This is a genomic window from Chryseobacterium fluminis (genome assembly GCF_026314945.1).
GTDB classification, from domain to species: domain Bacteria; phylum Bacteroidota; class Bacteroidia; order Flavobacteriales; family Weeksellaceae; genus Chryseobacterium; species Chryseobacterium fluminis.
The window spans coordinates 108469-122204 of sequence record NZ_CP111121.1 but is presented as its reverse complement, the minus strand read 5'-3'; the positions used below and the strand labels follow the sequence as shown (position 1 = coordinate 122204).

12 protein-coding genes are annotated in these 13736 nt (G+C 40.2%); 4 read left to right on the top strand and 8 right to left on the bottom strand.

All coding sequences use genetic code 11. The annotated features are described in order from the left end of the window. Positions 1–42 precede the first annotated feature (42 nt). Positions 43–816, top strand: a complete 774-nt coding sequence (gene xth, locus ODZ84_RS00520) for an exodeoxyribonuclease III (protein WP_266175030.1) — start codon at positions 43–45, stop codon at positions 814–816. 65 nt (positions 817–881) lie between these two features. Here xth and ODZ84_RS00515 read toward each other — a convergent pair whose 3' ends face one another. Beyond that, on the bottom strand, positions 882–1382 hold the full coding sequence (locus ODZ84_RS00515) for a hypothetical protein (protein WP_266175028.1): 501 nt from the start codon (positions 1380–1382) through the stop codon (positions 882–884). Positions 1383–1489: 107 nt separating this feature from the next. Next, positions 1490–2407, bottom strand: a complete 918-nt coding sequence (locus tag ODZ84_RS00510) for an IS982 family transposase (protein ID WP_323670690.1) — start codon at positions 2405–2407, stop codon at positions 1490–1492. A 337-nt stretch (positions 2408–2744) separates the two neighbouring features. Between ODZ84_RS00510 and ODZ84_RS00505 the strand changes: the two genes are divergently transcribed. Together ODZ84_RS00505 and ODZ84_RS00500 are read left to right on the top strand one after the other, a co-directional pair. After that, positions 2745–5093 carry a TonB-dependent receptor gene (locus ODZ84_RS00505; RefSeq protein ID WP_266175026.1) on the top strand — a complete coding sequence of 783 codons (2349 nt, stop codon included), beginning with the start codon at positions 2745–2747 and terminating at the stop codon, positions 5091–5093. A gap of 3 nt (positions 5094–5096) precedes the next feature. Next, a complete protein-coding gene (locus tag ODZ84_RS00500; protein WP_266175024.1) occupies positions 5097–5903 on the top strand; it encodes a DUF4249 domain-containing protein in 807 nt (268 codons plus the stop codon). A gap of 243 nt (positions 5904–6146) precedes the next feature. Here the strand turns inward: ODZ84_RS00500 and ODZ84_RS00495 are convergent, their stop codons facing one another. Next, entirely contained in the window at positions 6147–7379 is a 1233-nt protein-coding gene (locus tag ODZ84_RS00495; RefSeq protein ID WP_266175022.1) for a PQQ-dependent sugar dehydrogenase, read from the bottom strand. An 852-nt stretch (positions 7380–8231) separates the two neighbouring features. Here ODZ84_RS00495 and ODZ84_RS00490 point away from each other — a divergent pair. Further along, positions 8232–8732: a hypothetical protein gene (locus tag ODZ84_RS00490; RefSeq protein WP_266175021.1), complete on the top strand. Its 501-nt coding sequence runs from the start codon at positions 8232–8234 to the stop codon at positions 8730–8732. A gap of 11 nt (positions 8733–8743) precedes the next feature. On the opposite strand, the gene ODZ84_RS00485 is transcribed toward ODZ84_RS00490, so the two are convergent. The 5 genes from ODZ84_RS00485 to ODZ84_RS00465 form a co-directional block, all read right to left on the bottom strand. Then, on the bottom strand, positions 8744–9022 hold the full coding sequence (locus tag ODZ84_RS00485) for a hypothetical protein (RefSeq protein ID WP_266175019.1): 279 nt from the start codon (positions 9020–9022) through the stop codon (positions 8744–8746). A gap of 7 nt (positions 9023–9029) precedes the next feature. Next, entirely contained in the window at positions 9030–10391 is a 1362-nt protein-coding gene (locus ODZ84_RS00480) for a S41 family peptidase (RefSeq protein WP_266175017.1), read from the bottom strand. 15 nt (positions 10392–10406) lie between these two features. Beyond that, positions 10407–11147, bottom strand: coding sequence for a hypothetical protein (locus tag ODZ84_RS00475; protein ID WP_266175016.1), 741 nt, complete (start codon positions 11145–11147; stop codon positions 10407–10409). 152 nt (positions 11148–11299) lie between these two features. After that, positions 11300–12217, bottom strand: a complete 918-nt coding sequence (locus ODZ84_RS00470) for a T9SS type A sorting domain-containing protein (protein ID WP_266175015.1) — start codon at positions 12215–12217, stop codon at positions 11300–11302. A 76-nt stretch (positions 12218–12293) separates the two neighbouring features. Continuing rightward, the gene (locus ODZ84_RS00465) at positions 12294–13604 is read right to left on the bottom strand and encodes a hypothetical protein (RefSeq protein ID WP_266175013.1); all 1311 of its coding nucleotides are present in this window, start codon (positions 13602–13604) and stop codon (positions 12294–12296) included. Positions 13605–13736: the final 132 nt, after the last annotated feature.

Here is a 13736-nt window from a genome sequence, read left to right as displayed (position 1 = left end):
CCGATGGAATGTTTATTGCTTTTTTTCATTAAATATCTGATCATGAGAATAGCCACTTATAACGTCAATGGAATCAACGCCCGGCTGCCTGTTCTGCTTCAGTGGCTGAAAGAGACTCAGCCCGACATCGTATGCCTCCAGGAATTAAAAGCGCCTCAGGAGCGCTTTCCGATAGAGTCTATCCGGGATGCAGGATACCAGGCCATCTGGAAAGGGCAGAAAAGCTGGAATGGTGTTGCCATCCTGTCAAAAGATCATGAAATAACAGAAGTCCAGAATTCTTTACCGGGAGATGATGAAGATGTCCAAAGCCGTTATATTGAAGCGATCATTAATCAGATGGTGATCTGCTGTTTTTATGTTCCCAACGGAAATCCTTACCCGGGACCGAAATTCGATTATAAATTGTCGTGGCTGAAGCGACTGAAAAAAAGAACCGATAAACTCATCAAAATGGAACTGCCGGCTGTACTGATCGGCGACTTTAATATTATTCCGACCCCTTTTGACGTTCATAAACCGGAGCGCTGGGAAAACGATGCGCTGTTCAGACCTGAGGTCAGAAAAGCCTATCAGGACTTATTAAAAAAAGGATGGCTGGATTCTATCCGTACGCTCTACCCGGAAGAAAAAGTGTATACCTTCTGGGATTATTTATATAAAGCGTATGACCGGAATGCAGGAATACGGCTCGACCACATTCTGCTGAGTCCTTATCTTATCCCGGATTTACAATCGGGAGGAGTTGACAGTCATGTCAGAGGCTGGGAAAAAAGCAGTGATCACGCTCCCACCTGGATTGAACTTGACAGATAATAATAAAGCTGTTTAAACTTTTCTATTATCACAAAGGAGATCCAAAAGCTTTTTAAACACTTAAGTTAATTTAAGTAATATACTTTGCGCAGAAGAAGCACACGGAAGTTTTGTTGAAAATCTTTAATTTCACCTGATGTGAACTTGATTCTGCGGTATTTTTTAAACTTTCTAAAGTATAAAAAAATAAAAGCTAAATACCACACTATGGAATCGTGCGGTAGTATCTGGTTTTTGCGAATTTCCTGCTTAGATACCCCCGTTGACTCTCCGCCCATGCTACAACGGGTTTGGCTTCCATCGAGTTGAACGCACGACATCTCCAACAACCTCTTGTTACGATTCAAAAGATGAACCCCAATATTCCTGTCGTCTTTGCTCCATTTATTAAAAAAATAATACACACTTTGCCAGTTTATTTTTTCTTCCCCGAAATTGTCCTTTAACGAATGTTTCCGCCACTGGCAAACGGTTTTCAGCCGTTTTATAATGGTCTGAATTATTTTTACCAAGTCAAACTTCGTAGAAAATCCTCTTTTCCCTCTGCTTAAATGGGTAAAATCCATTTCTCTATTTTATCTTTGCTGATGAGTTCCAGATTATTCGTCTTTTAAATTGCAATCAAAATTGCTCGTTTCTCGGAACTCTTTTTCCTAAATAACCTGAGTTCGGTTTAAGCGAATTGTAAAAACAATTGGCCGTCATTTACTTTATTGAGGTTTAGTGAGGATTTTTTAGGGAAGAAGCAATATGCGGTTAATCCTCCCAAAATATTGATTATAAAATTGTTCACACTTCTATGTCTGGTATGTTCTATCTGGCAATGATTTTTAAGTTCATCATTTATAGTCTCAATTATTGCTCTTTTTCTTAATAAAATTTTGTCTTCCATCTTCATAATATGATTTTTCATATTTTTTCGGAGTTTGGTAAAAAGCTGAATGCCATCAGCGAAAAGCATTTCCCATAGAGCTTTTGAAAGATATCCTTTATCTGCAAATAATTTTCCAAACAGCTGCTGAGTCATTTTTTTTATATGTTTTGGATTTCGGTCATCTACATTTCCTTTTGTTAAATAGAAGGATAAGAGTTCTCCTTTTTCATTACAAACCAAATGAAGCTTAAAGCCATAAAACCAACCCATTGAAGATTTTCCACGTTCTGCCAAACCTTTGAAAACTTTATGATTGTGTATTCTTTGATTTCTGCAAACTCTCAGAGCTGTACTATCCATAAAACTTATTCCGGTGCATTTTCCCAAACATTTTTCTTTCAGAAACAAGGCCAAAACCACAAATTTTCTTTGCTGAAGTTCAATAAACCGATTGTATGAAAGACTGGTGGGAAATAAATCTTTCCAATACCCACAAACTATTTCTTTGTAATAATGCTTAAATGTTTTGTGGGCACCTAAGTGAAATCCTATCATGATGGTGATAATTTCAGAATCAGACATTCTGGATGTTCTGTTTCTTCTTTTCTTGCTATCCCCAAGGGCCTGTTTTTTCATTTTTTTAATTTGAGCAGCAAACTCTTTACAAAAATCATCAATTTGTACAAAAATATTTGTAATTTGGTCTTTCAAAATCATAAGTAATAATTCGTTTAAATATTTGAACATCAATAACTTAAATATACGAATTATTACTTTTTCATACAAATTTTATTTCATTTCCTTATCCCGAACTCAGGTTAAATAAGTTTAAGCAACTTCAATGTTAAGAAATGCTAATGCTGTAACTGCATTTTACACTGGATTTTCATATCAGATCTGCTCAATTTTTATCTTTCAGAAACCTATGATGAGAGAATTTCGATTGAAAAAGCACCTATTTATCAGGATAATTTAATGATTTATTCACTTAACTTAGATTAAATAAGAATATATTTATATTTTTAACGTTCTTAGTTTTCATTAAAAATAATAAATGCAGACATTATCCTTTAAAATTGCCACTTCCGCAGCAGCAATTTGTTTCAGCACCATCGTATTTGCGCAACAAAAGTACTCGATTAGCGGCACCGTAAAAGATAACAAAAATGGAGAATTACTGATCGGAGTTACGGTAAAAGTAGCAGAAGATCCCACGATCTCGGTTCTCTCCAATGAATACGGCTTCTATTCTTTATCGCTGCCACAGGGAAATTATACCGTCATCGTTTCTAACCCGGGCTACAAAGATTTTCAGCAGAGTGTAACAGTAGATACCAATACAAAACTGGATCTGCAGCCGGATCCTGCAGAAAGGCAGGATGAGGAAGAGCAAAAAATCGGGACAATAGATGAAGTTGTCATTTCCGGAATCAGGAAAGATAAAAATCTTACGTCTGCCCAGATGGGAACGGAGACTCTGAGCATTAAAAATATCGAAAAACTCCCGGTCTTATTCGGTGAAAAAGATATCATGAAAACCATTCAGCTTCTTCCGGGAATCAAAAGTAACGGTGAAGGCAGCAGTGGTTTCAGTGTAAGAGGGGGCGCCACAGATCAGAATTTAATCCTGCTTGACGAAGCTCCTGTTTATAATGCGTCTCACTTACTTGGATTTTTCAGTACGTTCAACAGTGATGCCCTGAAGGATGCCAGCATCATCAAAGGGAATAGTCCCGCTCAATATGGCGGCCGTCTTTCTTCCGTAATGGATGTTAAAATGAAAGACGGAAATAACAAAGGCTACAATGTCAACGGAGGAATCGGGCTGATCAGCAGCCGGCTGAGTGTGGAAGGACCTATCCAGAAAGAAAAATCATCATTCATCGTTTCAGGAAGGCGTACGTATGCCGATCTGTTTCTGAAGTCCACTGAAGATTTTAAGGACAGCAAACTGTATTTTTATGATCTTAATTTAAAAGCCAATTATCAGATCAATGACAACAACCGTCTGTATCTCTCGGGATACTTCGGAAGAGATGTTCTGGGGTTGGGAGATACGTTCTCTACAGACTGGGGGAATACAACAGCTACTCTGCGCTGGAACAGTATTATCAACAGTAAATTGTTTTCAAATACTTCTTTTATTTACAGTAATTACAATTATAAGGTAAGCCTTCAGAGCAATGATAATACTTTCGGACTGAATTCCCAGATCGAAGACTGGAATCTGAAGCAGGATTTCACCTGGTTTGCAGGAAATAAGCATTCTGTACGTTTCGGGCTGCAATCTATTTACCACACCATTACACCGAGCAGCGCATCAGGAACGAGTGTAAGCAGCTTCCCGAGAAATCCCAGAAAATCCTGGGAAAATGCTCTCTACATCAATGATGATTTTAAAGCTTCAGAAAAGCTTACGGTGAACTATGGCTTAAGACTTTCATCATTCAGTATTTTAGGCGGAGATACTTATAATACGTATGAAAACGGAATACTTACGGATTCTGAAGTTCTGGAAAAAGGAGACTTCGGAAAAACGTATGTTAATCTTGAACCGAGAATTACGGCCAATTACCGTATCAACGGGATCAGCAGCATCAAAGGAGGCTATTCACGAAATACGCAGAACCTGCACCTTCTCAGCAACAGCAGCAGCGGAAATCCTACTGACCAGTGGATCGGAAGCAGCTACAGCGTAAAACCGGAAATTGCTGATCAGGTAAGCCTCGGGTACAGCAGGAATTTTAAGAACAATAATTACGAATTCAATGCTGAAATATATTATAAAGCGTTACAGAATCAGATTGATTTTAAAAATGGAGCCCAAATTTCATTTGATACGGCGGCAGATGTGGAAAGTGAACTGTTATTCGGTAAAGGCCGGGCTTACGGTCTGGAACTTATCGCCAAAAAGAAGAGCGGGAAACTTACTGGCTGGATTTCTTACACCTTATCCAAAACAGAGCGAAAAATTAACGGGATTAATGATAACGACTGGTACAATGCCAGAATGGATAAAACGCATGATCTTTCCGTTGTGGCAACCTACGAACTGAATAAAAAGTGGTCTTTATCCGGATTATTTGTATACAGCACGGGAAATGCCGTTACGTTCCCAACCGGAAAATATGAGCTGAACGGGCAGACCGTATTTCAATACAGCAGCCGAAATGCAGACCGAATGCCGGCCTATCACCGGATGGATCTCAGTGCCACCTATGAGCCGGATCATCATAAACGCTTTAAAGGCTCGTGGTCATTTGGCATTTACAATATCTACGGAAGAGAAAATGCATACATCATTAATTTTGAAGACAATCCTGACAAACCCGGAACAACCCGTGCTATGCAAACTTCCCTTTTCCGTTGGGTTCCCAATATTACCTATAATTTTAAATTTTAGATCATGAAGAATATACTGTTTATACTAATATCGCTGTTTACTTTTACAGCCTGCGAAAAAGAAATTGATCTGGATCTGGAAGATAAGAGCGGGAATATCGTTATCGAGGGCAATATCACGGATCAGGCCGGACCTTATTTCGTTAAAATAAGTAAATCTGTCGCCTTTACGGAAGCGAACCAATATCCTGCCGTTGAAAATGCCACTGTTGTCTTAAGTGATGATTCCGGGCAAACGGAGACCTTACAATATATCGGCAACGGAATGTATCAGACGACAGGTTTCACCGGTGAATCCGGCAGAACCTATACTTTAAAAATTGATGCTGAAGGAAAGCAATATACGGCCCAGAGTACAATGCCTCAGGCTGTTTCATTTGATAATCTGGAGCAGGATTCTTTTATGATCGGCGGTGAGACGAGCTACACGCTTCTGCCTGTTTTTACGGATCCTACCACGCTGGGAAACCGTTATCTGTTCATTTTTACGGTGAATAACCATGCTAAGAAATATTTCCAGGAATTCTCGGACAACGTAAATAACGGGATGCCAAACCAGAGACCACTGTTGCTTCCTAATGATGATGAAGATGATAACATCAAGGTAGCTGCCGGTGATACCATTCATGTGGAAATGCAATGTATTGATGAGCCTGTGTATACCTTCTATTCTGCGCTGCTTCAGATTTCTGACGGTGGCGGTCCGGGTGGCGGAGTCACTCCTTCCAATCCCCCCAGCAACATCAGCAATGGCGCCCTGGGATATTTTTCGGCGCATACGGTACGGAAAAAAAGTATGGTGATCCAGTAAAAATAAATAATTGAATCCAGCTGTTCCGAACTTCCGGAACAGCTGGATATTTAATATACCAGTCCCCTGTATAAGCTAAAAGAAAAACTAGTGGAAATGGTAAAAGTACAATGCACTCAGATAAAAAATAAATAAAGCCGCTTGTTACCAGCGGCTTTATTATATGTATATTGCTCTTATCGTCAAAGCAATGAAACTGTTATCCTTTATTATCCGTCAAACCGGACCATCTGTACCTTCTTACTATTTACGGATGCGGTACAGTCTGCCGCCATCAGTAATCGCATAAAGAGCATTATCTCTTCCCTGGGTAATATCCCTGAAACGCTGGTTCTGATCACCAAGAAGTCTTTCCTCTCCCACTACCGTATTATTTTCAATCACCAACCGGGCAATATGCATCCCGCTGAGAGAAGCTACAAAAAGATTGTTCTGCCACTCAGGAATCTGACTTCCTTTATAAAATGTGATTCCGCTTGGAGAGATAACAGGATCCCAGTAATAAACGGGCTGCTGCATACCTGTCTGTTGCTGTATCCCACCGCCGATCACGGCCCCGCTGTACTCAATTCCGTACGTGATGGTAGGCCATCCGTAGTTGGCACCGCCTATAACACGGTTAATTTCATCCCCTCCTCGTGGTCCGTGCTCACTCTGCCACAATTCTCCTGTCACAGGATGGATCGCTAAGCCTTGCGGGTTTCTGTGCCCTATGCTGTACAGTTCAGGTAATGCTCCGCCCTGGCTGAAAGTTGGGTTTCCGGGAGCGGGCTGACCATCTTTTGTAATTCGGACGATTTTACCCAGAGCAGCGCTGACCGACTGTGCCAGAGGTCTTGTCGAGAGATCAGAACGTTCCCCTGAACTTACTAATAAATTTCCTGTACTGTCAAACAAAATACGTCCTCCGTAATGAAGTGTTCCGACATTAGCTGCAGGACCGGCTCTGTAAATCACGACAGGATTTTCGATACTGGTTTCAGCATTTGAAAGTCTGCCTTTGGCAACAGCCGTCAGATTTCCACCCGACACGTTTTCAGAAAACACCCAATATACCATTCTGTTGGATTCAAACTGCGGATCGACACATACCCCTAATAATCCGCCCTGCCCGCCGGAGTTTACGGCAGGAATTCCCGTAATCGGGTTACTTAATGTTCCCGTGGTACTCACAATACGCATTGTTCCGCCTTTTTGGGTAATGAGTAATCTTCCGTCCGGCAGACTGGTAATTCCCCAGGGTGCAGAAAGTGAAGACGTCAGAATATCCGTTTGATAAGGAGTGACTGTTCTTACTCCGTTCACCCGCGTCTGGTTAGGAAATGCAGGAGAATAGGCCGTATTGGCAGGATTGGCCTCAACAGGAGGCAGTGAAGGTCCTGCTTCAGGTTCTTCCGTATTTTCATCAATCGTTTCAGAACAGCTGGCAAAAAAAATGGATGATGCAATCATCAAATGATAGGCTTTGAATTTCATATTTTTGAATATTTTGGTGATTTATTGACAAAGTCAACAATTCTGATACAAATTACTTGCCGTAATTCTCCACTCAGTGGCTTTTTATTAAAAAATTAAAGAAGGTCCTATTTTTTATTCAATCGATTGCATCATTTCTGTCTTTTTTCGTTGATTTTACATGGCATCAAATGATCTTTCCCCGCGTTATTTAAACTGTTAATGTAAATTGTAACAGTGGTAAATCATAAAGGGTCCCGGCTTTTTGAACATCCGTAATGGAAAATCGACGTACTGATTATATTAGTCCATAAATTACATTCTTTTATCTCAAGGATTATGGTTCGCGCTGATTTTGTAGATTTACGCAGATAAGAAATGCATTATTAAAATCTATATTTGGAGTTAAATATCAATTTAGCAGTAAAGTTCTACAGCTGAACTTGGTAACATGACGCCCCTTTATCACGAAACATCATGGTTCTCGCTGGTTTTGCAGATTACGCAGATAAGAAAAAGGAATGCAGCATGGAAAATAGAATTTACAGAGGAATTAATTTAAACGACGAATTTTTAAATGGTGAATGATCATCGATTGTAACAGGTTCACACAAAAATCTTACAGATTACCGTTTTGTATTTTTCTTATAAAAACCAAGACTGGCAGGGGTAATAATTTTATTTCTGTAATCTTAGGACCGATTATTCTAGGTACATTTATTGCTGTTCCCTGTAATATCGGCACCAAATTTTTAATTATTCTAAACAAGAAAAGGCCTGTTGAGGTTAACAGAACAGTGATCGGTTCTTCTAAACTTGTATATTTGTGAAAAAAATCACACTAAGTTTAGATCAACTGATATAAAAATAATTATGCCGACCGATGCTTTCCACAAGCTTATCCCGATGACTGCTTTTGTCATCGAATATTATTCAAATGAAGGATATGCCGATCTTCAGACCTTAAATATGATGAAGAATTATGCGAATTTTCTGAAAAAACCTTTGACATTAGGAATGTTTATTCCTGTAGATTCCCATGGAACGCTCCTGAAAGAGCCAAAAAATTATGCGTCCTGGAACGCTCTGAAGCACAACCGTGAAGCAGTTCCCAATGAAAATGAAAGTATGCTCTTTGAAGAATATAAACGTTTCCAGAAAGCAGAAAAGAAATGTCTTTTCAAGGGATTTACCATGGAGTATAACGGGTATTCGCTGATCAGAATTGCCGCTTCTTATAACCGCGCTATCGAGCTTACCTTCAATACGAATGATCTGAAATGCAAAAATTTTGAGGATATCGAATCTCTTACCGTCCTGAATGATATTTATCTGGATACGGCAGCCCTGAAAATTATCGGAATAAAAAATTGATGGATCCTTGCTTACTGATCATCAATGGCTCTCATTTTTTTTCTTAAGTCCCGAATTTTTATGGTCAGTAATTTCCGGAGACGGGTATGATATTCCCTGTACTCTTTAATGCTTTTTTCCAGTTTTTTCTTATTGTTCAGGTATTCTTCGTACCGTTCACACAGTTCCGAAGCCTTGGCTATCGCATCATTGGAATGAAGTTCGGGATGATCGGTTTTCTGCAGCAAAAAACGGTAGTACTCAACCCTTTTGGTAAGATTGCTATGAATTTTCGGCTCTATACCCTGCATTTTTTATTTATTTAGAATTTAATTTTAAAAATCCGGTAAAGGGACGGTCACTTTCCACAATAACTTTTATCTTATCGGGTTGTAACGGGCTCTGGATTGATTTTGAATAGATTTTGCTTAAAACTGCAGAAAGCATATTTTCTTCAGCATCCCCCAACGGACGTAACGGTAAACTTACATATTCATTGACCGGGATCTGCGGTACAATGCCATTACTGTACCCTCCTTCTCCATTGGCATTGAATACCTTATAAATAACCGGATGCATCTGCCAGCTGATTTTTTTGGGTTTTCTTTTGTCTTCGATTACGAATCCCGCCATATCTTTTCCCAGCGTAATTCCACCAGCCTGGATGACCTGAAGATACGGTCTAAGATTATTAATGACAATTTCCGAAGCGGAAGCGGTACTCCCGGAGGTAAGGATATACACTTTGTTTAAGTTCAATGAATTGGCGCGTAGGGTATTAAAATCTAAAGCATTGGGATCGTAGGCGATCTGTTGGGAAAACGTTCTTTTCACTTCACCCCCGTTCTTATTTCCTTTATAGGTAATAAACTGGGAATTTGCAGAAATTCCTGCCGGAATCAGTGAACACAGAGCGGCTGCCGAGGATACGGAACCTCCGTAATTATAACGAAGATCAAGCACAAGTTCCTGTACGCCTGATGCTTTAAATTCTGTAAATTTTTGGTTAAGTGCTCCTGTCATCCCATCCGGAAAATCATAAATATAAAGATAGCCTGTCTTTTTACCGTTCTGTTCAAAGATCCTGGACATTAAGGGCTGTTCGAATGAGTAACCGTAGTATACCGTAATATTTTTTTCATTGATGACGGATCCGTTACTCCAGGTTCCGACGGTTAACTCTAGAATATTCTGGTTGGGAATGGATGAGGTCAGCTGCTCTGCATTAGAGGCTGTAACGGTCTGTCCGTTAATCTTCCTGATGATCATTCCTCTTTCCAGGCCGGCATTTAATGCGGGAGAACTTTTCAGCACCAATTTTATGACGGTTACCACTTCTCCGCTGCCCAATTGCAGCGTAGCATAGTCAAAACCATACATATTGCGGACTGAACGGGGATAAGTAGAAGAATCAGAGGTATTGACCATAAAGGAAAAGCGATCCTGGGGTGCCAGCAAACTTTTGTAGAAATCTTTCACCGGGAGATGATAGTCCGGTTTTGAAGGCATCTGATCTGCCCAATAATAATACCTTCTCATGCTGTCCTGTACCCAGACATTCACGGATTCTGTACTTCCGTCCGGAAAATCGGGCGTATCATCATCGTTACGGCTGCATGCGATCATTACTGCTGTAAGCAGCAATAAAACCAACCCCTGAATTTTTAAAAATTTCCGCATACCATTCAAATCATTTTATAAATAATCGGCAACATCTATTTCACCTTTCACAACCAAAGCTCCGTTTTCCATTTTTTCCTGCAAAACGATGAGATTAGCCCCGATATCCTGTTTTATCGTTGCCTTTATAACACTGCTTCCCGTATAAGGTTCTATGGTTCCGGGTTTATATAATTCCAGAAATACAGGTTCAGCAGCATTGAAAAATGGGTATATCTTTACGGCTGTAAAGTCTTTTTTCCCAATAGCGTCAAATTCAGCCAATACGGTTCCGTTTGCTCTTTTCAGAATTCCTTTTACACTTTCGGAGGATGAACCTGAAAATTCGCCGAGGTTAGGAAAGATGAATTCGAATCCTACCCTTCCGAGATTTACCTGGGGCTTTACGGCATACGTCTGCAGGAAAATCCCCGGTAAATTAAAGAAATACAGATTCTTATAATCATTGATATTATCATAAGTAATATTATATTTCGCGATCTGAGCGCCCGTCTGACTGTTGTAAAATCCCAATTCTTCAGTCTCACCCTGATCGAGAACGAAGTTGAGCTGGGTTTCTATTTTTTCGGTATAGGAAGAATTTCCGTTGACGGATACCGGAACGCCGCTCAATCTCATCTGGATCACATCAGGTTTGGAATATCCTTTAATGTTTACCTGTGCCGCTCTCTGCACTTTATCATAAAGTTCCAGATTACTGTTATCGGTGCATGAAAGAAGTAGGGTCAACAGCGTAAATGCTAAAATTTTTTTCATTGATCTTATTTCAGATTATAAACATTCAAATTCAGAAAAATCGCCCTGGCCCGAGAGCTCAGGACGATGTTTAATTATAAAAAAAGTATGTTGGATGTTCTTTGGTGATCGTTTTTGCTTTTCATGGTTATCCTTTTTTACCCAGGAAGAGGTTATTTTTTTATAAATTTCAATCTCTCAGTGATGATTCCGTTAGAAACTACAGCGATATACGTCCCTGCTGTGAGTTCTGATACATTTATGTTTTTAGAATATTTCGCCTTAAGGATTTGCTGACCGGTCATGTGATAAACCGTTACTGTGGTATTATTTTCCCTGAATGCAGAATTCAGTTTCAGCTGTAATGAATTGGTTACAGGATTTTCTTCTATTTGGGTTAATGCTTTTCCGGTCTTAACATCTTTGGTTCCTAAGACAGATGCGTAGATCGCCATTTCATCAATATTGATATTCTGAGAATTGGATGCTGCTCCTGATGAGATCCTGTTTGACCACAGGCCGATGTAGATTTTTTTTCCTGCAAACGCCGAAATATTAACCAGACATTCTGCAAACTGGGTAAGATCAGCAGGCAAATTAGCATTGGTCGCATTGAATTTGTATACTGCTCCACCAGAATTTTGGGCATCTGTGGCCATTTGCTGAAAATCTGCAAGTTGCGGAACTTCTTTTTCCGGAGTGCTTATAAAAATGTAAAGATCTCTGCTTACCAGCGTATGGGTAGATCTCTGTCTTCCGATATATCCTGCGAGGGTAATGGTTCCTCCCGCTCCTGAAAGATCAATCATCGGGGAAACGATCCAGTCGCTCTCAGTGGCAAAACCTGTAGCATTCCCTGTAGGTACGAGATTGATGGAGTGGCGAAGAACTCCTGACGTCCCGTACGTTAAAGCAGTTCCGTTGTGATAAATATTCTGCCCCTGCATCCATCCGTTACCATTATTATTTGTATCATAGAACGTCCATCCCTGAAGAGAAGCCGGAGAATCAAAGGTATTGCTCCACACAGGAACCTGTGCCCATGCAGCTTGTGCCAACAGGCCAACAGACAGTAAAATTATTTTTTTCATAACATCAATTATTACTATTAATTTAAAAAAGAAAAAAGCAGGGAAAGGAATGATATCTATTCCCTGCATGATAAGATTAATCGATTACTGAGAAATCATATTTTGTCCAGATTCCCTGGAAGTTTCCACAGTTTCTCGGAGATACATTCCATCCTCCATTGTTGAAGAAAGGCTGGCTCATTCCAAATAAAGCAGCAGATGAACCGGTTATTAAGTTGGCAGCAGGAATTCCTGATGTACCGGCACCGGTAACAGCCGTAGTAAATCCGTGTACTTTGATTGAGCTGTATACGGAAGCAGAAGATAATTCTGATCCTGTACCTTCTACTCTGATTCCTGTAGGATATCCTGTAATCACAGCGTCATTTAAGGTTAATCTACCGTTTCTTCTGATATGGATTCCGTTTTCATAAGCAGGTCCTACTCCTAATACTGAAGAAAGTACATTGGTGCTTGGTCCTACGATCGTAAGGTTGTTGATAACCGGATGTGTAAGCAATGCTGTAGAAGAACCGGATGCGTTGTTATCCAGCTCGATTCCGTTTGTATCAGAAACCCCTCCACTGGTGGTGTGTGAAGAATTGGTATCTGCTAAAGACAATGCACAGGTAATGGTTCCGGTGTATCCGTTATCGAAGTCAAAATTATCATCTTCAGCGGCAAACGAAACAAGGTTGGTTGCATTCACCGTACCTCCGAAGAATTCGAAAGAGTCATCCTGACCGTATGATACCTGGATGTGATCTAGGGAAGTTCCGTTTCCGACACCTGCCAGTGTAAGCGCGTTCACTTCGTTACCGGAATTGGCTCCTACAAAATCATATCCTGCAAATTCGATACGTACATATTTCAAAATTCCTGCGTTATGAGCTGCATTAGAACCTCCGAAATAATAGTCGCTACCTGTTAAACCTTCTACTGTAGTAGTCGTAGGGACATTGGTAGGTGCATCACCTAAAATAACAACTCCCCCGAAATCTCCCGGAACGGCTGTAGTATCTTCGTTACCGTCCAATAGTCTGTAACTTGTAAAAATAATCGGCTGAGATTCTGTACCTGTTGCATTGATCTTACCTGTTTTGGTAACGACCAATATCCCGGAACCTTCTCCGATAGCATTAGGCTTCGCTTTGATGAATGTTCCCGGCTGGATCGTTAGTGTTGCCCCGTTTTTCACAGCTACGGTACCATCGATTTCAATAACTCCGCTCCATGTGGTATTGGTCGTAATAGGACCGCTTACCGTTGTTACGGGAAGAGATGAAGCAGTGATATACTCAGCAGAAGTAGATTTCATATCAAAGTTGCTTGACGAGTCTGCTAAAGATTCATTTTGGCAAGCAGTTAGAGATAAAGCTGCCGCTGCGATTAGAGTTAATTTTTTCATTGTTACAATTTTTAGATGTACCCGGTTTTATTTTTACCGGATCGTTTTTTAGTTTTTTAGGAACATTCTCCTCTATATTCCTGCGATTTGGTTATTTTTTTATTGACTCTGTATCACGGGAGGAGCCGGGAT